At 70.5% G+C, this 21,228-nt stretch carries 16 protein-coding genes and 2 pseudogenes; 5 read left to right on the top strand and 13 right to left on the bottom strand.

Annotated features, from left to right (window positions below):
* Window positions 1-4: 4 nt before the first annotated feature.
* The 6 genes from ORI94_RS10975 to ORI94_RS11000 all read right to left on the bottom strand — a co-directional run bounded on the left by ORI94_RS10975 (window position 5) and on the right by ORI94_RS11000 (window position 7,405).
* A complete protein-coding gene (locus ORI94_RS10975) occupies window positions 5-1,987 on the bottom strand; it encodes a methyltransferase domain-containing protein (protein WP_266074286.1) in 1,983 nt (660 codons plus the stop codon).
* Complete coding sequence (locus ORI94_RS10980) at window positions 1,980-2,447, bottom strand: rubrerythrin family protein (RefSeq protein ID WP_266074287.1); 468 nt, start codon at window positions 2,445-2,447, stop codon at window positions 1,980-1,982. Before ORI94_RS10980 ends, ORI94_RS10975 begins: the two co-directional genes overlap by 8 nt.
* A gap of 294 nt (window positions 2,448-2,741) precedes the next feature.
* Window positions 2,742-3,506, bottom strand: a complete 765-nt coding sequence (locus tag ORI94_RS10985) for a class I SAM-dependent methyltransferase (RefSeq protein ID WP_266074288.1) — start codon at window positions 3,504-3,506, stop codon at window positions 2,742-2,744.
* A gap of 90 nt (window positions 3,507-3,596) precedes the next feature.
* On the bottom strand, window positions 3,597-4,673 hold the full coding sequence (locus ORI94_RS10990) for a sulfotransferase family protein (protein ID WP_266074289.1): 1,077 nt from the start codon (window positions 4,671-4,673) through the stop codon (window positions 3,597-3,599).
* Window positions 4,670-6,346, bottom strand: a complete 1,677-nt coding sequence (locus ORI94_RS10995) for a B12-binding domain-containing radical SAM protein (protein ID WP_266074290.1) — start codon at window positions 6,344-6,346, stop codon at window positions 4,670-4,672. Before ORI94_RS10995 ends, ORI94_RS10990 begins: the two co-directional genes overlap by 4 nt.
* Before the next feature lie 36 nt (window positions 6,347-6,382).
* Window positions 6,383-7,405 carry a ParB/RepB/Spo0J family partition protein gene (locus ORI94_RS11000; protein WP_266074291.1) on the bottom strand — a complete coding sequence of 341 codons (1,023 nt, stop codon included), beginning with the start codon at window positions 7,403-7,405 and terminating at the stop codon, window positions 6,383-6,385.
* A 138-nt stretch (window positions 7,406-7,543) separates the two neighbouring features.
* Between ORI94_RS11000 and ORI94_RS11005 the strand changes: the two genes are divergently transcribed.
* The 5 genes and pseudogenes from ORI94_RS11005 to ORI94_RS11025 all read left to right on the top strand — a co-directional run bounded on the left by ORI94_RS11005 (window position 7,544) and on the right by ORI94_RS11025 (window position 12,536).
* The gene (locus ORI94_RS11005) at window positions 7,544-8,707 is read left to right on the top strand and encodes a sulfatase (RefSeq protein WP_266074292.1); all 1,164 of its coding nucleotides are present in this window, start codon (window positions 7,544-7,546) and stop codon (window positions 8,705-8,707) included.
* 39 nt (window positions 8,708-8,746) lie between these two features.
* Window positions 8,747-9,278, top strand: a pseudogene (locus ORI94_RS11010) (IS1380 family transposase); the annotation flags it as partial.
* A gap of 424 nt (window positions 9,279-9,702) precedes the next feature.
* The gene (locus ORI94_RS11015) at window positions 9,703-10,761 is read left to right on the top strand and encodes a cytochrome P450 (RefSeq protein WP_266074293.1); all 1,059 of its coding nucleotides are present in this window, start codon (window positions 9,703-9,705) and stop codon (window positions 10,759-10,761) included.
* Between the two features lie 66 nt (window positions 10,762-10,827).
* Window positions 10,828-11,022, top strand: a pseudogene (locus ORI94_RS11020) (ferredoxin); the annotation flags it as partial.
* 179 nt (window positions 11,023-11,201) lie between these two features.
* Complete coding sequence (locus ORI94_RS11025) at window positions 11,202-12,536, top strand: MFS transporter (protein WP_266074294.1); 1,335 nt, start codon at window positions 11,202-11,204, stop codon at window positions 12,534-12,536.
* A gap of 416 nt (window positions 12,537-12,952) precedes the next feature.
* On the opposite strand, the gene ORI94_RS11030 is transcribed toward ORI94_RS11025, so the two are convergent.
* The 7 genes from ORI94_RS11030 to ORI94_RS11060 form a co-directional block, all read right to left on the bottom strand.
* Window positions 12,953-15,994 (bottom strand): AfsR/SARP family transcriptional regulator, encoded by a 3,042-nt coding sequence (locus tag ORI94_RS11030; protein ID WP_323056038.1) that lies wholly within the window; start codon window positions 15,992-15,994, stop codon window positions 12,953-12,955.
* 287 nt (window positions 15,995-16,281) lie between these two features.
* The gene (locus tag ORI94_RS11035) at window positions 16,282-16,809 is read right to left on the bottom strand and encodes an NUDIX hydrolase (RefSeq protein ID WP_266074296.1); all 528 of its coding nucleotides are present in this window, start codon (window positions 16,807-16,809) and stop codon (window positions 16,282-16,284) included.
* A 25-nt stretch (window positions 16,810-16,834) separates the two neighbouring features.
* Window positions 16,835-18,118: a UbiD family decarboxylase gene (locus tag ORI94_RS11040; protein WP_266074297.1), complete on the bottom strand. Its 1,284-nt coding sequence runs from the start codon at window positions 18,116-18,118 to the stop codon at window positions 16,835-16,837.
* The gene (locus ORI94_RS11045; RefSeq protein WP_266074298.1) at window positions 18,115-18,690 is read right to left on the bottom strand and encodes a phosphoribosyltransferase; all 576 of its coding nucleotides are present in this window, start codon (window positions 18,688-18,690) and stop codon (window positions 18,115-18,117) included. Before ORI94_RS11045 ends, ORI94_RS11040 begins: the two co-directional genes overlap by 4 nt.
* Window positions 18,677-19,846 (bottom strand): IMP dehydrogenase, encoded by a 1,170-nt coding sequence (gene guaB, locus ORI94_RS11050; RefSeq protein WP_266074299.1) that lies wholly within the window; start codon window positions 19,844-19,846, stop codon window positions 18,677-18,679. Before guaB ends, ORI94_RS11045 begins: the two co-directional genes overlap by 14 nt.
* A 36-nt stretch (window positions 19,847-19,882) precedes the next feature.
* The gene (gene folE, locus ORI94_RS11055) at window positions 19,883-20,494 is read right to left on the bottom strand and encodes a GTP cyclohydrolase I (RefSeq protein ID WP_266074300.1); all 612 of its coding nucleotides are present in this window, start codon (window positions 20,492-20,494) and stop codon (window positions 19,883-19,885) included.
* Window positions 20,495-21,166: a 7-carboxy-7-deazaguanine synthase QueE gene (locus ORI94_RS11060; protein ID WP_266074381.1), complete on the bottom strand. Its 672-nt coding sequence runs from the start codon at window positions 21,164-21,166 to the stop codon at window positions 20,495-20,497.
* Between the last annotated feature and the right edge of the window lie 62 nt (window positions 21,167-21,228).

Below are 21,228 nucleotides of genomic sequence, written 5' to 3' on the forward strand. Positions count from 1 at the left end.
GGTTTCACCACGGCTTCCTGAGCGAGTAGACACACCAACGCCACTGGTCGCGGATGGAGCCGTCGGGCTGGATCTCGAACGGATGCACCTCACGGACCTCGCGCGGCGCCTCGTAGAACAGCCTCCGGATCTCCTGGCGGTGCGCGGGCGTCGTCTCGTGGGTGTCGATCCACTGGTCGATGGACTCCCACAGCAGGTACTCCGTCATCCGCACGTCGACGAAGCCTGCGTCGACCAGCAGGGAACGGAACTCCGCCTCGCGGAACATCTGGTACAGCAGGGGCTGCTTCTTCTTGAACACGCGGTACATCCAGAAGGCGTCCTCGTCGGCGAACGGGACGATCTGGCCGACGATGAACTGCCCGCCGGGCCGCAGCACGCGGAAGATCTCCGACACCGGGCGCTCGGGCTGGGGCAGCAGGTGCAGCACCTCACGGGTGACCACGAGGTCGAAGGACGCCTCGGGATAGGGCAGGTCGTAGACGGTGCCCTGGTCCACGCGGTCCAGCCGGGTCGAGGCCAGCGCGACCATCTCCGGGGTGAGGTCCAGGCCGATCATCTCCCCGACCCTGCCCTTGAACGAGGCGCCGACGACGCCGCTGCCGCAGCAGACGTCGAGCATGCGGGCGTCCGCCGGCACGTCGCACATCTCGGCGTGTTTGGCGAGCAGTTCCTCGTCGGTCAGCCAGGTGCACGAGTCGTGCCAGTTCTTCGACCGGATGCCGAACTGCCGCTGGTAGACGCCGTAGTCGATGTCCAGTTCGCGCCGCTGGTGGCGGGCGGTGCGGCTGGCGAGGCGTGCGGCGAGCCGGGCCCGTGTGGCGTCCAGGGCGCGGGCCACCACGCGGTGGCCGAAGCCCTCGTCCGCCTCCATGACCCGGGTGAACCCGGCGTCCACGACGTCCTGGACGAGTTTGCTGACCTCGGGGTTCTGCAGCCGTTTCTTGGTCTGTCCGTCGAACTTGGGGCTGACCATCCGCAGGGAGACCACCGCGGTGAGCCCTTCGAGGATGTCGACCGTGGTGATCCGCTCACCGGTGCGGGTGTCCAGCAGGTGGTGGGCCGTGGCGTACCGGTTGATCACCGCGGCGAGGGCGGCCCGGATGCCGTCCACGTGGGCACCGCCCTGGTCGGTGCGGACCCCGTTGACGAAGCTGCGCAGTTCCTCGGTGTAGCCCTCGGTCCACTGGAAGGCGAGGTCGAACGAGACCGTCTCGCCGGTGTGGGACACCACCACCGGCTCGGGGTGGACGGCGAGGGCGTCGGTGTTGAGGTGGGCGAGGAAGGCCCGTACCCCGCCGTCGAAGCTGTACTCGGCCACCGTGCCGCTGCGTTCGTCCACCAGCCGGGCGGTGAGCCCGCTGTGCAGGAACGCGATCTCCTGGAGCCGCTCGCCGATGATCCGCGCGGAGAAGTCACAGGTGTCGAAGATTTCCGGATCGGGGCGGAAGGTGATGGTGGTGCCCCGGCGCTCCGTGGTACCGACGTCGGTCAGTTCGGTGCGCGCCTCGCCCCGGACGTACTCCTGGGTGTGGTGGACGCCGTCGCGGCGGATGTCCACGCGCAGCGAGCGGGCCAGGGCATTGACGCAGGACAGACCGACGCCGTGCAGACCGGCGGAGTGGACGTAGGAGCTGCCGCCGAACTTCCCGCCGGCGTGCAGCGTGGTGAGCACCACCTCGCAGGCGGGCCGGCCGGTGTCCGGGTGGGGGTCGACCGGGATGCCCCGGCCGTCGTCCTCGACGGCGCAGGAGCCGTCCGCGCGCAGCGTCACCGACAGCGCACGGCAGTGGCCGGCCTCGTACTCGTCCACGGCGTTGTCGAGCAGTTCGTACACCAGGTGGTGCAGACCGTCCGCGTCGGTGGAGCCGATGTACATGGAGGGGTTGCGGCGTACGGCCTGCAGGCCGGAGAACACCACGATGGCGGAGGCGTCGTACTGCAGGTCCGCCGCGGGCGGGGCGGCGGCGAGAAGGTCGTCAGTCATCGGTCGCTCCGTGGGGCGTCGGGAGGGGGGCCGTGCCCGAGGTACCCGTCAGATTCGTCAGCGCCATGTCGAACCGGGCGGTGTGCCGCTTCTTCAGCGCGGTCAGGGTGGTGAGCCAGCTGGCCACGTCGGCATGGCCCTCCGCGTGGGCGGAGGAGGCCAGCCTCGGATACAGCTCGCCGGCGTCCTGGAGGGCGCCGACCACCGCGGAGGCCACGTTCAGCGGCGTGTCCCCGATGTCGTTCCGTTGGCCGGGGGTGGTGGCGTCGCGGAGCACGTCCAGATGGCCGTGGACGACGCAGCGGGTGCTCTCGGCCAGCTCCGTGAAGAGCTGGCCGATCTCGGTGTGGCCCTCGACCTCGGCGATCTGGGCGAAGTAGGTGTATCGCAGGGCGGCCGTCGCCTCCGCCGCGATGGCCGACCGGAGGTCGGCGGCGAGGCCGTCACTCAGATGCGCCATGGATCTCCGTACCTTCTCGGGCGGCCCGTGGGCCGGATGTGGTCCGTGTGGTCCGTGTGGTTCATGTGGTCCGTGTGGTTCATGTGAGGCCCCCGGCGTGGTCCCCGCACGGTGGCGTCCCCGTTCTCCCGGACGCCGGGAGCGACGGGTACGGAGCCGCGGGGCCGCGGCCGGGGGACGGCCGCGGAACATACCGGCCGGGTCGTGGGCCTCGCCCCCGTCACGCGCGGGAGTGCGAGGACCGGGCCGCACCGTGTGGAGAGGCAGCGGCAGGCGGGACGTGCGCACGACGCCCTAGGACGCCGCCGGGGCGGGCGGTTTGGTCCCGGCCGCCAGGATGAACAGCATGTGGTCGACGAACCGGCCGTCGGCCTCGCGGACGGCGTGCAGGGCACGGAACTCGGCCGAGGCTCCTCGGTAGACCGCGCGGATCGCCTCCCGGCGCTCCTCCTCGATGGCGCCGTTGTCCGACCAGACGTCGACGTCCTCCACGGACACGTACGAACGGGTCTCCTGCCGGTCGCAGCCCGCTTTGCGGAGCAGATCGCTCAGGTCGGCGGGGAGGAAGAAGTGCCTGCGCACGGGGTTGCGCAGCCGCAGGATCTCGAAGTACTCGTCGCGGTCCCGCTCGTCGTACGCGCACAGGTTGATGATCACGACGCGGCCGCCGGGCCGCACCACCCGGACCATCTCCTCCACCGCCGCGGGCAGGTCCATGAACTGCACGCCCTGGCGGCACACGACCAGGTCGAACTCGTCGTCCTCGAAGGGCAGGTTCTCGGCCGGTGCCACGACCAGCCGGCTGAGGTGCGGTCTTGCCTGGTCGGCCATCTCCTCGGTGACGTCGACCCCGACCACCTCGGCGACCCGCCCGGCGAAGAGGCGGGACACCAGTCCGGTGCCGCAGGCCACGTCGAGCACCCGGTCCCCCGGCCGGGGCGCGGTCATGTCCAGCAGGACGTCGCCTAGTTCACTGTCGGTGCACCAGGAACTCGACCGGTCGTAGGTGGCGGCCCGCAGGGCGAAGTGGTGGGTGACATCGTGCCGGCTGATCGTCAACGCGACTCCAAGCGGTCGACTCGTGGTGGCTCTCCCCGTGCACGGTCGAGGTGGGGGGCAGAACCGGGGAGGGGCATGCGCGGGCCGGTCTCAGAGCGGTTCGCCCCGCGCGGCGGGGGCGGTGCGGCGCACGGGCGCCCGGAGCCCGCCGCGCATCCGGGCCCTCACCCGCAGCCACCGTACGTAGGCGTCCCGGCGGAGCCGGGCGCGGTGGTTGTCGTCCTCGCGCATCGAGCGGTACTCGATGCCGGCGCGCAGCCACGCCGAACGCAGCGCGAGTTCCGGCCGCCCCGGATCGGGGACGGCAGCGGCCCGCGCGTCGACGGGATAGCCGAGCGACTGCTTCACCGGTCCGGTCACCTTGTCCACCCACAGGCGTTCGCGGGTGCTCAGACCGCGCCGGCCGGCTCCGATCCGGTCGGTGGTGACCGGTTGGCCCGCTCTGCGCCACGCGTCGGCGAGAGCGGCCGTCTGGCGTGCGGCGGCGGACGTGTGGTGCCGCAGCATGTCCGGCTCCGGTTTCTCCCCGAGGAAGTCGCAGAGCCTGCCGATCTCCTCCTGCGGACGCGAGACCAGGTCCTCGTAGCGCAGCAGGTGCACCACGCCCGGACCGTGGGCGTCGAGCGCGGCGCGCGCCGTCTCCTGCTGCGCGCGCCACAGTTGGGCCATCCGGTACGGGTGGCTGGGCCCGAAGACCGCGTGCTTCGCCGAGGAGGCGACGTCGCACGGGTCCCGGACCAGCCAGACGAACCGGGCGTCGGGGAAGACCTCCAGCACGTCCGCGACATGGGCGACCATGAACGTGCTCTTGCATCCCCAGCGCGCCTTGCCCGTGGCGGCCCTGTGCTGCTCGTAGATCGCCGCGACGATCCCGAACAGCCCTGGTCCGGCCGGCTCGGCGACGATCCGGTCGGCACGGACCGGATGCGGCCACGGGTGGATGTGCCGGCGCAGCAGGCCGAGGGCGTCACCCACGGCCCGCGCACGGTTGTGTGCCCGTGCCAGGTCCCCGTAGGAACCGGCGAGTGGAGCGAGGTACCTCATGAAGTGCGGCGGGTGCGGAACGGTGATCCGTGAGTGCGACTCCAGGATGAGCCGCAGCAGGTTCGATCCGGACCGCTCGGTGCCGATGATCAGGACGGGGCTCTCGGCTCCGGGTGCCGTCATGCCTCACCGACGGTGGTCAGCTTCTCCATCCGCTTGGCACCGCACTCCATCAGGCTGCTGCCCGCCGCCGCGACCTCCGGGTCGGCGCACTTGTCGAGGGTGAACCGGTCTGATCCGGGGGCCAGCGGACCGGCCGCGGAGCTGAACTCGCTCCGCCACTTCGTGCCGGCGTAGTCGGTGGAGCGCGCCTGACCGTCGTCGGGCTGCGGGTGGAAGTACTGGAAGCCCTCGGGGAAGTGACGGAACTCCATGACCGGGCCGGGCTGGTAGGCGTCGTAGATGCGCTTGTACGCGTCCCGGCAGACCTGCTCCGGCAGACCGCTGACGTTGAGGAACTCGTCCTCGTGCAGGGCCTGTTCGACGGAGAGCCAGTTGAGGTGGTCGATCTCGGAGCGGATCATGCCCGAGCCGATCGCCTGCTTGTAGACGGTGGTGCCGGGCATGGCCGAGAGGTACTTCACCCGTGTCACGTGGTTGTAGGTCTCGGCGAACTCGACCATGTGGTTGAGCGATTCCTCGCTCTCGTTGGGCAGGCCCACGATGAGCAGGGAGCCGAACCGCACCCCGGCGTCGAACGTGGTGCGCATCGCCCGCACGGTCAGGTTCTCGCTGCTGCCCTTGCGCGCCTCGCGCAGCACGTCGGTGCCGAGCGACTCCACACCGTAGAGGATGATGTCGCAGCCGGAGTCGCGCATCGCGTTGATCCTGGGGACGTCCATGTCGGCACAGCGGGTCAGGCAGGTCCAGCGGACGTCGTGGTCCTTGATGACGTCGCAGATCTCGAGGGTCTGTTTGCGGTGCGAGCTGAACGTCAAGTCGACGAAGAAGCAGAAGTCGATCCCGTACTGGCTCTTGAGCCAGTCCATGTCCCGGTCCATCTTCTCCGGCGACTTCGCCCTGACCTGGGGAGTCGTGCGGTAGCAGAAGGAGCAGTCCATCTTGCAGCCGCGGCTGTAGGAGGAGATGATCTGCGGCTGCATGCCCATCGGGCTGTGGTACTGGGGCCACAGGTCGAGCCGCATCCTCGGCAGCGCGTCGAGGTCCATCATCTGGCCCCGCGGCCGGGTGCGCTTCGGCTCGCCCTCCGGGGTGCGGTAGCAGATGCCGCGGATGTTGGGCAGGTCGCGGGACCACTTGCCGGCGGTGTAGCTCTCCATCAGTTCCAGGATGGTGAGTTCGCCCTCGCTGATGACGACGATGTCCGCGTCGGTGTTCTTCATGAACACGTGCGGCACGGAGGTGGCGAGCGAGCCGCCGACGATGATGGGCATGTCCGGCGCCGACTCCCGCACCTTCGCCATCAGTTCGCGGCAGAAGGGGAAGTTGTCCTCGAAGGTGCACACCCCCAGTACATCGGTGTCGCCGATGATCTGGTCGTACGCCGTCTTGAGCGGGTCGAGGTCGTACCGGACGTCGATGATCTTCACCGGGTAGCCGGCGTTGAACAGCACCGTGGAGATGTAGCTCGCGCCCTCGTAGGGCGAGGTGAGGAAGAATTCCCAACCGCGCGGCATGGTGAAGGGTGACGGGCCGACGACGAGCGTGAAGCGCGGCTTCGACGGATCGGTCGGGACCGGCTCCGCGTCCTGTTCCCGCATCTGGTTCATGAAGTGGTGGTCAACCAGTTCATCGGCATTCGCGTACAGTTCAAGAGCAAGGGATTTGGGCGCCACAGGACACTCCTTCTTCGGCCGGCTTTCCTTGCGTGTTCAACCGCTGATCTGCCGGTCACCGCCGTGCGCGACGGTGTGCGATTGTGCCGCGAACTCATGCCAGAACTTGGCATATTCGTTCGCGAGATCAGCGATGATCTCGGAACAGTGCTGAGGGACGCCATCGACGAGCCTGTCCCAGGTTTGCACGACGTGAGCCTGCGCGTCGAGCAACCTCAGCAAGGTACGACCGGTCTCCGTCGAACGCAGAGACGGGTCCTTGAGCAACCGGTGCACGAGAACGGCCGGGTTGCGGGCCCGATCGCGCAGCACACCGGGAGAGACGGGGCGGGCAGGCAACTGCTGCACGTTCGTTTCGGTGCGGCCGCGTGCCGGAGCACCGGCACCCCGCCGCTCCCGGTCGGGCACCGGGTCGCGTCCCGAGGCCAGCCGTTCGCGCACGTCGTGAGCGGTGCCGACGGAGATGCCGGCTTCCTTGGCGACGGTCCGCAGCGGAATACCGGGGTTGGCGGCGATCAGCCGGCCGGCCCGCTCCCGCCCGGCTGCGGCGCTGATCGGGCGCACCCGGCCGTCCTGGCCGACGCGGGCGTTCAAGGGGGGAGTGTCCGCGGTCGAACGCCGGCGGATGGCGGCGACGGTCTTCGGCGACAGGCCGCTGACCCTGGCGACGGCCCGGTCCGACCAGTGCGGATGGGAGGTGACGATGCGGGTGGCCGCCGCGGTCCGGTCCGACAGGGTCAGCGGCAGACCGTGTACCGCGTTGCTCCGCACGGCGAGGACGAAGGCGTCGGCTTCCGATCCGTCGAAGAACCGGACGGCGATCTCCGGCTGCCCCCGCAGCAGGGCGACCCGCAGCCGGTGCATTCCGTCGATCACCCGCAGGGTGGGCCGGTGGACGAGGATGGGAGGCAGCACGGTTTCGGACGCGAGGAGAAGCTGGGTATGTTGGAGGTCTTCCCCTTCGAGGCGAGGGCAATCCTCAATGGATAACGAATCGACCGGAACCATGTGCGTCGGCTCGTCCAGTACATCGAGTTGAATTTCTGCCTCGGGCGACAACGGACCTCCACTCGCGCAGCACTTGTGGACTATTCAGTTGGCGGGGGCATAGCGGAACATCCCCTTCATCAGGCAGGGTACGAGGCGCCAATCAATATCTGATCAATGGCCGATCAGTAGCGAGCGGAAGGGTAATAAATGCGGAATGTCCTGTTCGTCTCCCTGGATACCGTCCGGGCCGATGTCGCCTATTCGGGCAAGATGCCGGGCGTGGAGTCGCTCAGGCGCCGCGGAGTCACTTTCCGTCAGGCGGTCTCGTCGGCGCCGTTCACCCCGGCCAGCCATGCGAGCGTATTCACCGGGCTGCAGCCCGCCCGGCACGGCATCCGCCACCTCCTGCGCGAGCAGCTCGCCCCGGAGGCGACCACGCTGGCCGAGCGGCTGAAGTCCGCCGGCTACGCCACAGGGGCGGTGGTCTCCTGTCCGGGGCTGAACAAGTGGTACGGAATGGACCGCGGGTTCGACCACTACGACGACGAGATCCCGCGTCTGCCCGACGGGAGCGACCCGCTGACGACCCCGGACGTCAAGAAGCGCGGGCTGGCCCTGAAACGCGCGCCGCTGGTGGTGGAGCGCGCCCTGGAGTGGCTGCGGCATCAGGACGGGCCGTTCTTCCTCTTCGCCCACTTCTTCGACGCCCACTGGCCGTACGAGCCCCCCGAGGACTTCTGTCCCGAGGCGGCCAACCCCTACGAGGGCGAGGTGGCCTACAGCGACCACTACCTCCAGGTCCTGCTGCGGGGCATGGAGGAGATGGGGCACGCGCTCGCGGACACCCTGATCGTGTGCTTCTCCGACCACGGCGAGGACCTGGCGGGGTGGTACCCGAACGACCACGCGGGTGCCCTGGGCCACCCGTACGAGGAGGGCCACGGCTGTCTGCTCTTCGACGCCACCCAGCACGTGCCGCTCGTCGTCGGCGGACCGGGACTGCCGGCCGGCGTCGAGGTCGACGCCCAGGTACGGCTGGTGGACATCGCGCCGACCGTGCTGGACCTGCTGGGCATGGACGCGGGCGACGTCGACGGTCTGTCGCTCGCCGAGTTCTTCCGCCGCGGGACGGACGGCGCCTCCCGGCCCGCGTACTGCGAGACCTACTATCCGGAGGAACGCCGGGCGGACGGGCAGTACCCCGACCTGGCTCCGCTGGCCGCGGTCCGGCTCCAGGACGACTCCTCCGGCAGCCGCAAGAAGGTGATCTGGGCGATCGGCGCGGACCCGGTCGAGCTGTACGACCTGCGGTCCGACCCGAACGAACAGCGCGGGCAGACCGTGTCGTCCGCGGTGGTCCCGAAGCCCTGACCACGGCGGGCGCCGCTTCGGCCCGGCACCTTCGTGGAGCGGCCCGTCCACGCCCCGGGCAAGGTCCTCCTGGACCCCGCGCCGGCGGTCGCGCCCGGCGGGGACCACCTCGCCGGCATCGCGACGCTGCGGGTGAGAAGGCACCGGCCGCCATCAGCGCCGCACGTTCCGAAGTCCGCAGGCGGGTCCGGACGCCGGCCTGCCACCGGGCTCCGGACTCCGGGGGCGGGCGACGGTGGATCCGGACGGAGCGCTGGTCCTCGCCCACTCGGACGAGCAGGATGTTGCCCCGACCCTGAGGAAGACCCACGGGCACCACCCCCTGACGGGCTTCGTCGACCACCGTCCGGACCCCACCGGGGGTGGCAGGCCCTCATCCGGTGCGACCGCGCGGGCGGCACCCACGGGTTCGCGGTCCGGCTCGCCCAGCGCGGACGCCGGCTGCCCTGTTCGGTCGACCCCGGTCGGCAGGGTGATCACCGAGGCCGTTCACCAGCGTGTCCCGAAGATCCCCGCGCCGGCCTGGGCGCCCGCGGCCGGGCCGGACGGCGAAGCGGGGGACGGGACCTGGGCCTGCCCACCCTCGGCCGCCGGCAGCGAAGCGGGACCCGACTCCGCCGGCAGCCCGTCACGGGAGAGCAGGGTTCAAGTGAGGAATCTCCTCGCCCGAACGCCCGGATTTCCATGCGGCGGACTCACGTAAAATGTTTCCCATACCTTCAGCGGGTCCTTGAGCGATGCGGCCGAAAAGGCTTGCCAGGATTCGCGAACTGAGACGATGGTGGTGGGCGAAGTACCGTTCCCGGCCCTTCGAAATCCCGTCAGCAGACCAGCGTGGAGGTGTTTTCCTCGTGACCGGCAGCAACTCGACGGCCCCATCACTTCCTTTTCATCGAGACCGTTCTCCGCTCGATCCGCCCTCCATATACGCCGATTGGCGGACCGAAGGCCCGATTCGCTCCGTCGCTCTGGCCAATGGAGAGACGGCGTGGCTGGTGACCCGTTACGAAGAAATGCGCGCGGTGCTCGGTGACACCCGTATGAGTTCCGATATCACGAAAAAGGGATTTCCCTCACCCCGTCCCGAGGAGCCGAAACAGAGCCTCGGCAACTTCACCCAGATGGATCCCCCGCAGTACGGCGCGGTACGCCGGACGCTGACCAGGACCTTCATGGTCAAGAACATCGAGCGCATGCGCCCGCGCATCGTCGAGCTGACACACGAGCTGCTCGACGGACTGGAGCGCCGGCCCCGTCCGGCCGACCTGCACGCCCACTTCGCCCGTCCGCTCCCCTCGCACCTGATCTGCGAGGTCCTCGGCATACCGCACGCCGACCGCGACCTCTTCCAGGCCAACTCCGCCGCCATCGGCGACATGCGCCTGAGCGAGGGCCAGGCGTACTCCGCGCGCACCGACATCGCCGAATACCTGATGCAGTTCGTCGAGGAGAAGGAGCGCAACCCCGGTGACGACATGCTCAGCGATCTGGTCGTCAACCGCCTGCGCACAGGAGAGCTGTCCAAGGAGGAGATCGCCGGCATGGCGGCCCTGCTGGTCATCAACGGGCACGAGAGCAGTGCCAGCATGATCGGCCTGAGCGTGATCACCCTGCTGCGTCACCCCGACCAGCTGCACCGGTTCGTGACGGAACCCGAGGTCGTACCCGCGGCGATCGAGGAGCTGCTGCGCTACCTGTCGATCGTGCACGTCGGACTGCGCAGGGTGGCCACGGCCGACGTGGAGATCGGGGACGTCACCGTCCGGGAGGGGGACGGCCTGATCCTCCCGATCCACGTGGCCAACCGGGACCCCGGCGCCTTCGACGCACCGGACGAGCTGGACATCGGCCGGGAATCCCGCAGCCACCTGGCCTTCGGACACGGCCTGCACAAGTGCATCGCCCAGTATCTGGCCCGCGTCGAACTGCAGATCGCGCTGCCGGCGCTCTTCCAGCGTTTCCCCGGGCTGCGCCTGGCCGTTCCCCTGGAGGAGGTCTCCTTCCGCGAGGAAAACGTTGTCTACTCGGTGAACGCCCTGCCCGTCACATGGTGACGGGGTGAGCCGCCCGCTGGCGTCGGACCACGCCACGCGCGACCGACCACGACCGGGAGGAACACGGTGAGGATCGAGATCGACGAGGAGAAGTGCTGTGGCGGCGGGCAGTGCGTCGAGGCCGCTCCGGAGGTGTTCGACCAGCGGGACGAGGACGGTCTGGTGCTGCTGCTCGACGCCGCGCCACCGCCGTCGCAGCACGCCGCGGTACGGACGGCCGCGCACCTCTGCCCGACCTCGGTGATCCGGCTGATCGAGGACGACCGGCGCCCGGACGACGCACGAAAGCTCACGGCCCCACCCGCGCGCCCGCCGGACCGGCCCTGAGCCACGCACACGCGCCCCTCGCCGTCTCTTTCGCGCCGTGTGCTTCCCGAGCAACGGACAAGAGGGAAACAGATCCATGGTGACGGAACCACGCAGACCTTCGGAGGCCGGCGTTGAAGGCTGCTGAAAGCATCGAAGTCCCGGCGAAGAGCCCCGCGGGCACGGACCGAACCGTCTCCCGACGGGTTCTCCTGGCCAGCACCATCGGCAGTGCCATCGAGTGGTACGACTTCTATCTCTATTCGACGGCTGCGGCCCTGGTGCTCGGGCCGTTGTTCTTCCCCAACCAATCACCCACGGCGGGTGTACTGGCCTCGTTCGCCACCTATGCCGCCGGATTCGTCGCCCGTCCGCTGGGCGGCATCGTCTTCGGGCATTTCGGGGACCGGATCGGCCGCAAGTCCATGCTGGTCCTGACCCTGCTCATCATGGGGACGGCCACGTTCCTCGTGGGCGTCCTGCCGACGTACGAACAGGCGGGCATCCTGGCCCCCGTCCTCCTGGTGCTGCTGCGGGTGGTGCAGGGCATCGGCCTCGGCGGCGAGTGGGGCGGCGGCGTGCTCATGAGCGGCGAGCACGCGCCCCTACACCGCCGCGGTCTGTTCACCAGTTTCCCCGCAAGCGGCTTCCCCCTCGGGCTGTTCGGCAGCACCGTGGTGTTCCAGCTGGTCTCCCAACTGCCGGAGGACCAGATGATGTCCTGGGGCTGGCGGTTGCCGTTCCTCGCCTCCATCCTCCTGGTGGTGGTGGGCGTGTTCGTCCGGCTCAAGGTGGCGGAGTCGCCGGAGTTCGTGCGTGTCCAGCAGGCCGGGGAGCAGCGCAGGGTGCCGCTGGCCGGTGTGCTGCGGCAGGGCTGGACGCCCGTGCTGCGTGGCGCGTTCGCCTCCCTCGGACTGGCCATGACCGTCAGCATCTACTCGGTCTATCTGCTGTCCTACGCCTCCTCGGGCCCGCGTCAGGGGCACGGCACCGACGTGCTCAACGGACTGCTGGTCGGCGCGCTCACGGAGGCGGTGCTGCTCCCGGTCGCCGGTCTGCTGTCCGACCGTCTGGGACGCCGCCCCGTCCTCCTCTTCGGATACGCGGTGTGCGCGCTGGTGAGTCTTGTGGCGCCGCACTGGCTGACCTCGGGCAACCAGACGCTGATCGTCCTGACCTTCGTCCTGGCCATGGGCATCGGACACGCCGCGATCTACGGGGCCATCTCGGCGCTCCTGATCGACATGTTCCCACCCGAGCACCGCTACTCCGCGCTCGCGGTGACCTACCAACTCGGCGCGACGATAGCCAGTTTCGGGCCGCTCGTGGCCGTCGCCCTCGCGGGCTCGGCACACACGGCCGTGCCGGGCATCCGGCTGCTGTGGGGGTGCCTGGCGGCGGCCGCCCTCGCGGTGGCCTTCGGCCGGATCCCACGGCCCGGCGAGGTCTCGGCCCGGCCGGCGGAGTAACCGCGGGCTCCCGGCGGACGCCACGAGGAGGCTCCGCCGCCGGCCGGGAGCCCGCGGGGCGGCCGGCTCGATTCCCCGGTTCCGCGGCCTTTCGGCCGACGGAGCCGGAGAAGGCTGAACAAGCGGTGGGGGCCGCGGCCCCTGTGGTAGAAAAAGTCACTTCCCGCAGGGCACGTCGTTCCCGCACACAACCCTTAAATGACATACGTGGAGGGAATATCCGTGACGCGCGCATCCTGTTTTCCCGCAGTCGCACGAGGTACCGTTCTTCGTACGCGCAGCGCATTCGCCGTCGGCGACGGGGCCCCCCGGGAAGAAGACGACTCGTGGAACAGCACGGGCTCCTGAGCACGCGGCCCGTTCGCTCCGGTGAAGTGGCCCCGGTTCGCCGCACCTGACCGGCGGACGCCCCGGGATCAGGGCGTGGTTTCCGGCAGCAGGGCCTCGAAGAGCTCCTTGGCCTCGGCTGCCTCCGGCAGTCCGAGACCGGCAAGGAGCGTCCACGCATGTTTGAGGTGATGCCGGGCGGAGGCTGTCTGTCCGAGACCGGACCGCATGCGCCCCAGCACCATGAGGGCGCGTGCGTGGTCGCGGACGGACCCGATCTCGCTGCACAGGTCGACCGCCCTCGCCGCGTGCTCCACCGCCTCCTCCGTGCGACCGACCACCCAGAGCGTCTCGGCCAGTTGATAGAGCGTGTACGCCTCCCGGTCCCGTGCGTCGAAGGCACGGCAGATCTCCAGGCACTCGGTGTAGCGCGCCAACGCCTCGTCGTACCGCTGCTGTGCGTGCATGGCCAGGCCCAGCACGTACAGCGCGTAGGCCTCACCGGTGTGGTCCCCGAGTCCACGCAGCAGAGTGAGCGCCGTCGCGCAGGCGGAGACGGCCTCGTCCTCACGGCCACTGCGCAACCGCGCCAGCGCCGCGTTGACGGTGGTGCTCGCCTCGCCGGACCGGTGACCCAGTCGACGGGCGAGGGTTATGGCCTCGTCGTAGTACGTGATGGCCTCGTCGTAGCGGTGCGCGTACTGCACGGCGAGGCCGAGGTCGTTGAGCGCCTGGCGCAGGATGACGGTGTCGTGGGCCTGCCGGGCCGCCGCCGTCGCGGCCGTGGCGTGCCGCTCCGCCTCGGCCGGGGAGCCGGCCTGCAGCGCCAGCGTGCTCAGCAACTGCTGCGCCCGGCCGGTGGTGCGCGGGTCGCCGACCTGTTCGGCCCTGCGCAGCAGCGCGCGGACGGCCGTCAGGAGGTGCCCGCCGCGCACGGACCGGTGGAACGGGCTGACGGCGATGAGCAGGTCGACGGCGAGGCGGAGCAACTCGGTTCGCCGCGGCGTGTGCCGGTCGGCCACACAGAGCGCGAGTGCCGCGATGTTCCCCATCTCCTCGGTGCTCCAGGCCTGTGCCGCGTGCACGTCCGGGAAGCGCAGGCCGCTCGTGGGCAGCGGGCCGAGCACCTGGGCCAGAGTGTCGCCCGGCACCATGTGGCCGAAGGCGTTGCACGCCGTGGCCGACAGGAACGTCAGCAGCCGGCGCAGCGCGTCGTCGCCCGCCCCGGCATCCTGTGCCCGCTGCCGGGCGAAGATGCCGAGCAGGTCTTGGTAGCGGTACCGGCCGGGCCGGGGCGACTCCATCATGGCCGCGTCGACCAGCGACTCCAGCAGTTCCTCCGTCGCGGCCTCTTCCAGTCCCAGCATCGCGGCGGCCGCCGGCACCCCCGTCTCGGGCATCCGCGCTATCGCCAACAGGCCGAAGGCACGCGCCTGTTCAGCCGTGAGTTGCCGGTGACTCATCTCGAACACCGCACTGACATCGATGTCTCCGACGTGCAGTTCCGCGATCCGGGACTCCGTTTCGCCCAGACGGGCGGAGAGCGTGGCGATGGACCACAGGGGCCGGGCGGCCAGTCGGGCGGCGACGATCCGGATGGCCAACGGCAGGTAGGCGCAGGCCTTGACGAGCTTCTGGGCCTGTGCCCACTCCGCCGTCAGGCGCGACTGCCCGATCACCGCACCGAGCAGGTCGAGTGCCTCGCCGGGGGAAAAGGCCTTCAGCCCGAACTGATAGGTCAGGGGCGCTCCGAACAGGGACCGCCGGCTGGTCACGATGACCCCGCAGTCGCCCGGTCCGGGCAGCAGGTCCTGGACATGGGCCGTGTCACGCGCGTTGTCCAGCACCAGGAGCACCCGCCGTTCGGAGAGCACGGACCGGAACAGCTTGCGGCGTTCGTCGAGCGTGTCGGGGACCTTGTCGGCCGGAACACCGAGCGCGACGAGGAATCCGGCCAGCACCGCGGCAGGTTCGGCGGGGACGTCGTCGTTGCCGTGCAGGTTCACGACCAACTGGCCGTCCGGGTAGGCGTCACGGATGCGGTGCGCGACGTGGAACGCCAGGGCCGTCTTGCCGAGACCGCCCATGCCGTTGATCGCCACCGAGACCGCCGCCCCACTGCGCGGCGCACTGAGCAGGTCGTACAGCTGGGCGACATCGAACACCCGCCCGGTGAAGTCCGGTAGGTCGGGAGGCAGTTGCGCGGGGGCCGGCACCGCGGGACCGTTTCCCTCCCGGCACGCGAGGGCCGGGCCACGGCCGGTCTCCGGCGGCTCGTCCCCGCGCGGAGGGTCCGGGCACGCCGCGCCGGGCCGTCGCCCGGTGCGCCGGTCGGGGGGCGGATCCCCTTCCAGCAGCGTCGGATCGCTCTCCAGGATCCTGCGCTGCAGCGCCAGCAGGTCGGCCCCGGGGTCGATGCCCTGCTCCGTCACGAGCCTGCTTCTGAAGTCGCTGAACACGGCCAGGGCGTCCGCCTTTCTGCCCGCCGCGTACAGGGCCCGCATGAGCAGTCGGTGCGGTCCCTCGTGCAGGGGGTGGGAGGCCGTCAGCTCGAACAGCGAGGGAATGATCATGTTGTGCTGTCCACCGGCGAGAGCGAGGTCGAACCGCTCCTCCTGGATGGCGTTGCGCAGTTCCTCGAGCCGCGCGCGATGCCGCTGGGCGAAGGGGCCGGGCACGCCGACCAGCGGGTCGCCGCGCCACAGCTGCAGAGCCTGGTCCAGCAGCCCGACCGCCTTCTCCCGGTCGCCGGCGGCGCGGGCCCGGGTCGACGTACGCAGCAGCGACTCGGCGTGCCAGGTGTCCAGCGCCGTCTGGGGCACCTTCATCTGGTAGCCGTCTCCCACGGACACGATGACCAGTGGTCGCGTCAGGTCGGCCTCCAGCAGTCTGCGCAACTGCCAGACATAGGTCCGTACGGTCGTCACGGCGCGGACCGGGGGCCTCTCCCCCCACAGGGCCTCGACGAGGGTGGCCATGGACACCGCGTGCCCGTGGCGCAGAAGTAATGTCGCGAGTATGGCTTGTTGTTGTGGTGGGCCCACGGGAATTTCGACGTCACCTCGATAGGCTCGAACCGCTCCCAGCAGGACGAAACGAATACCTTGCGCCATACTGCAGGCCTTTCTCATCCCCGCTGCCGCGCCGGGCCCGTACGGCGGAGATTCTCCCCAAGTCGCCCAGCACGAAACGGCCGTTCGCGTGCCACCATCTGAAGGATAGGGCAAGAAACCGCACGGCCGAGCGAAATCCGGTCCCGGCCGCCCCGGCCGCAAACGGGGTCCACACCGGCTTGAATGCGAGTCAATTCATCTTCGACGGGTTCGGGATACCGGACCCGCCCGATGAGGAGTCGACGCCCTGTGCCGGCGTCCGGGGCGGGTGAATTCGGTTCGGCGCCGTCCCGGACGCCGGGACGTCACCCGCCGCCCTCCGGGGCGACCGCGTGCGCCGTCACGGCCCCGCTCACCCGCAGGGCGTGCATGGTGATGCCGTCGGCGGCCAGGGCGTCGCCGATCTCCGCCTCCCCGAAGGAGGCCAGCCCCGCGTCGGTCAGGATCTGCAGGTCGGTCGAGTGCAGAGGGAGGTCACCGACGCGCGCCTGCCGCACGGCACCCACGTTGTGCCCCTCGAAGCCGTCGGGGACCCGGTGGGTGCCGTGCGCGAGGAAGCCGAACATCAGCAGGTGGTAGCGGCCTTCGGCCCACTGCCCGGTGAACTCGTAGACGGCGAACGGTGAGCAGGACGCCACCCGGCAGCCCGTCTCCTCGTACGCCTCGCGCAGGGCCGCCTGTCCGGCGGACTCGCCGGGCTCGATGCCGCCCCCCGGCAGCAGCCAGTTGCCGGCGTAGGGGCCCTTGAGCTGGTGCACGAAGGTGACGGTGCCGTCCGGGCCGGGCAGCACCATGAGGGAGACGGGCAGGATGCGGGAGAAGCGGTCGGTCACGGTGTGGGGTGTCCTCAACTCGTCGTCAGTACTCGACGGGGCGTCCGCTCGGCGGGATGACCAGCGCGAGGCCCAGTCGCTCACCCTCGATTCTGCCCTTCCGGTAGTACGGTTCGCGGTGACTGACGAACCCGTGGGTGGCCAGGGCCTGCCCGACGTGACCGAGGTCGGGCCCGCACAGGACGAGCTTGCACCGCACGTCGAACCGCATCGCCTCGCGGACCAGTTCCAGGTCGGGGGCGTCGGTCTCGATCGACACGACGAACTCGCCGCGCGCCTCGAGCGAGTAGCGCACCGACCGCACCGGCAGCCCTCGTCCGGACAGGTGCGCGTACATCAGGTACTCGTTCTGGAAACTCATCAGCGTCAGTCCGGACTCGGCGCCCGCGACGATGCTCGGCCACGGCGCGCCGGGACGGGCGGCGACACCGGTGAGGTCGAGGACGAACCCTTCCCGCTGTTCCACGTAGTAGCCCTTGAACTCGCCGAACGGGCCCTCCGTCTCCCGCTCGTCGCGCACCAGACCGGTGAGGACGTGCGTGGCGTCGCCGGGGACGGGCGGCGCGCCGTGCACGGTGACGTCCTCGCACAGCAGCCGTGAGGCGATCTGGTAGTCGTCGCCCTCGGCGGGGAGCCGGGAGGCCGCCACGACGGCGTGGACCGGGTTCGCGCCCAGGAACACCGACAGGGGCATGGACCGGCCGGCCGCCGTCCACTCCCGGAGGTTGCGGTGGGCGTCGGTGCGCGGGTCGAGGAAGATCCGGGCCCGGCGCGGTGAGACCACCTGTACGCAGTAGAAGCCGAGGTTGACGCCGGAGCCGTCCGGCCGGGTCGTCACCCCGATCCCGGCGGTGACGTACCGTCCGCCGTCGCCCGGACGGTGCTGCAGCACGGGAAGGTCGTCGAAGCCCTTCAGCTGCTCCAGCCCCGGCGGGGTGCCGTCCGCGGAGGTTCCTCCGCCGGTGGTGGTCCGTACCCGGTGCGGCGCCCCGGCCAACCGGGCGGACATCTCCGTCAGATGGGCACCCTCCTGCGCACCCAGCGCCGCGAGCAGGACCGCCCGCGGATAGGGATGGCCGAGCACGCGGGTTCCGGGGCGGTCCTCGATCCGGGTGAAGACGGTGGTGGGCCGCGCGCCGTGCCGCTCCTCCAGCTCGGCCAGGGTGCGGGCCACCTCCACCTCGGCGCTGAGCGGCCGGTCGCAGGTGTAGACGTCCACAGCCCCGTAGCAGGCGGGCAGTCCGGCCTCCGCCGGGGCGACGCGGGTCAGTCCGCTGCTGGTGAAGTCGGGCGGCGGCTGCCCGTTCACCCGGCCTCGCCCAGTGGGAAGGGCCGTACGCCCGGAGTGCGGCCCCAGCCCTGCTCCCAGGGGAAGACGACCCAGTCGTCGACGACCGCCGGGCAGTAGTCCGGCACATGGCCGCAGCGGTGGTTGCGGACCAGGCTCGCGAACCGCACGTCGGCGGCGGCGACGCCCGCGGCCGACAGGTGGGAGCGGACCACGTCCCAGGTGGCGCCGGTGCCCACGATGTCGTCCACGACGAGGACGGGACCCGTGAACACGGGCGCCGGCCCTTCCTGTTCCAGCAGCGGCGGACGCTTGGCCGCGTACTGGCTGTCGTCGCGGGTGCGGCGCACCCGCACCGTGTGCATCACCGGCACGTCGAGAGCGCAGGTGAGGTAGCTCGCTGCGAGCAGCCCGCCGCGTGCGACCCCGAGGACCGCGCCGGGCGTGAAGCCGTCGGCGCGGACCGCCTCGACGATGCGGTCGAGGACCTCCTTCAGGTCGTCCCAGCTCAGCTCGTAGGGCCCCTGCCGGGTCCACATGCCCGGCTGCTCGCCCGCCACGGCGGTGTCCCCCACCGCCTCACGACTGTTCACTGTTCACCGCCTCGGCGACGTGGTCGATGTCGATGTGCTCGGTGCGGGCGCGCACGTGCGGGGTGTTCTCGACCTGGCCGGCCGGGGTGACCCGGACGAACCGGGCCCGGTCGCGGAAGTCGTCGAGCCCGGCGGCACCGGAGTAGCTGAGCGCCGACTGCACGCCTCCGGTCAGCTGTCGCAGGGTCCGCGTCAGCGAGCCGGTGTGGGCGAAGGTGGCCTCCACGCCCTCCGGCACGTAGTCGTCCACCTCCTCGGCGGTGATCCGCTCGCCGGCGGCGCGCCGGAGCGTCAGCTCCATGCCGAGCGAGACGAACCCGCGGCTCGTCTTGAACACGCGGCCGTCGCGTTCCACGGGCAGCGCCTCGCTCTCCTCGGCCCCCGCGAGGAGACTGCCGAGCATGACCGCGCAGGCGCCGGCCGCCAGCGCCTTGGCGATGTCCCCGGCCTGCCGGATGCCACCGTCGGCCACCACCCGTACCCCGTGCCGGGCGCCTTCGGCGGCGCAGTCCAGGATGGCGGTCAGCTGTGGCACGCCCGTGCCCGCCACCAGCCGGGTCGTGCACACGCCGCCCGGCCCGATGCCGACCTTGATCAGGTCGGCACCGGCGTCGGCGAGGTCCCGGGTGCCGGCCCCGGTGGCGACGTTCCCCGCCATCAGGCTCACCCGGGGGTGCGCCCGACGCAGTTCCGCGACGGCCTCGAGGACCTGGTCGCTGTGGCCGTGCGCCACGTCGACCACCAGCAGGTCGGCTCCCCCGGCCACCATCCGGTCCGCCCGCTCCCGCCAGTCCCCCGTGACCCCGACCGCGGCGCCCACCGCGAGCCGTCCCGCCGCGTCCAGCGAGGCCCCGGCCGCCCGCTGCTCGGCGGACGGCTCGTGGGTCTTCACCGCCCGGAGCTGGTCCGCCTGCTGGCCGACGGTCTGCATCCGGTGCAGGACGCCGATCCCGCCGTTGAGGGCCATGCCCGTGGCCATCCGGTCACCGGTGCACCACTGGGTGCTGGCCGACACGACGGGAATACGCAGCCGCAGGCCGGGCAGGAGTTCCGTGGTCAGATCGGCATGCCGGCGGCTGCGCAGCGACGTGCGCTGCGGTACCAGCAGGACATCGTCGAAGCTGAGCCCGGTCGGGGGCTCCGTGGTGATGTGCATCTGGCGTCGCGGTCCTCTCTGCACCGGGTGCCCGGGTCAACGCGTCCCGGTGACGGATGGCGGCTGAAGTGCGAGGAACTCCGCCCGCACGGCCGGATCGGCGAACGAGCCCCGCCAGGTGACCGTGGTCATCGTGGCCGGCGTACGGATGCCCCGCATGGCCATGCACATGTGCTCGCCCCGGCACAGCACCGCGACATCGGCGGAGGCGGTGAGCTTGGCCACGGTGTCGGCGATGTCGGCGGTCAGTCGTTCCTGCAACTGCAGGCGGTGGGCGTGCTGGTGGGCGATCCGGGCGAACTTGCTGAGTCCGAGGACCTGCCCCTGCGGGCGGTAGCCGACGGTCACCTTGCAGGAGAACGGCAGCAGATGGTGCTCGCACAGGGACCAGACCTCGATCCCCGAGACCGAGATAGTCTCGGCGCTGCTGGCGGATTCGAAGACGGTCTCCAGGGTGCCGGGCTCGTACCGGATGAACTCCCGCCACCAGCGTGCCCAGCGTGCGGGCGTGCCGAGCAGTCCCTCACGCTCCGGATCCTCGCCCAGTTCGAGCAGCAGTTCCCTGGCAATGCGCTCCAGGGGGTCCGGCTGCTGCCGGCCCGTGTCCGGTGGACAGAGCGGTGTCGATGCGTCGACGTCTTGGCTCATTCATACCCCCCGCTGGTTTCCCCACAGAGTCACGTGCAGCCTCCCGGTCAGATTCCACCGGCGGACGCCGACCGGATCCGCGAGGGCCCGCAGCCCTTCGGCGATCTCCTCCGGCGCATGTCCGCGCGGCATGATCCAGATGTTCTCCAGCCCGTACGTACGGACCAGTCCTTCCACTTCGGCGAGGTCGTCGGGCCCGGAGCACACGAACTTGAAGCACGTACCGGCCAACGCGTTGAACGCGGTGAGCGGGCCGGGCACGATCCGTCTCTCCAGGGCGACCCCGGAGTGGGCGAGCTTGGGCGACACGTTGAACCGGACACCGGTGGCCGCCCACTCCGGTGCGGGGACGACGGTTCCGTTGGTCTCTATCTCCACATCGGTGCCGGCCGCGCGCAGCGCCCGGACGACGGGCAGCAGCCGCGTCTGCTGGCTCAACGGTTCGCCGCCGGAGACGACCACGAGCCCGGTGCCGAAGGCGGTCAGCCGCTCGGTCACGTCCTCGACGGTCATCGGATGCAGTTCGTCGGCCGGCCGGTACGCCACTTTGGACTTCGAACTTCCCGTCCAGTCCCAGGTGTAGGGCGTATCACACCAGGTGCAGGTCAGGTTGCAGCCGCCGAGGCGCAGGAAGCAGCACGATCGGCCCGTGGAGGGACCCTCACCCTGAATGGACTAGGTGGGGCCGAAGATTTCGTTGACGACGAGCTTCGGCCTGTCCATGTGCCCCACCT

Origin of the sequence: Streptomyces sp. NEAU-W12 (genome assembly GCF_026242095.1) — a bacterium.
Classification (GTDB): Bacteria; Actinomycetota; Actinomycetes; order Streptomycetales; family Streptomycetaceae; genus Streptomyces.

What these genes read in the sequence shown, in the direction of transcription:
- ORI94_RS10975 (WP_266074286.1), bottom strand. Translation starts at nt 1,987, where the DNA reads ATGACTGACGACCTTCTCGCCGCCGCCCCGCCCGCGGCGGACCTGCAG.
- ORI94_RS10980 (WP_266074287.1), bottom strand. Translation starts at nt 2,447, where the DNA reads ATGGCGCATCTGAGTGACGGCCTCGCCGCCGACCTCCGGTCGGCCATC.
- ORI94_RS10990 (WP_266074289.1), bottom strand. Translation starts at nt 4,673, where the DNA reads ATGACGGCACCCGGAGCCGAGAGCCCCGTCCTGATCATCGGCACCGAG.
- ORI94_RS11005 (WP_266074292.1), top strand. Translation starts at nt 7,544, where the DNA reads ATGCGGAATGTCCTGTTCGTCTCCCTGGATACCGTCCGGGCCGATGTC.
- ORI94_RS11030 (WP_323056038.1), bottom strand. Translation starts at nt 15,994, where the DNA reads ATGAGAAAGGCCTGCAGTATGGCGCAAGGTATTCGTTTCGTCCTGCTG.
- guaB (WP_266074299.1), bottom strand. Translation starts at nt 19,846, where the DNA reads ATGCACATCACCACGGAGCCCCCGACCGGGCTCAGCTTCGACGATGTC.
- folE (WP_266074300.1), bottom strand. Translation starts at nt 20,494, where the DNA reads ATGAGCCAAGACGTCGACGCATCGACACCGCTCTGTCCACCGGACACG.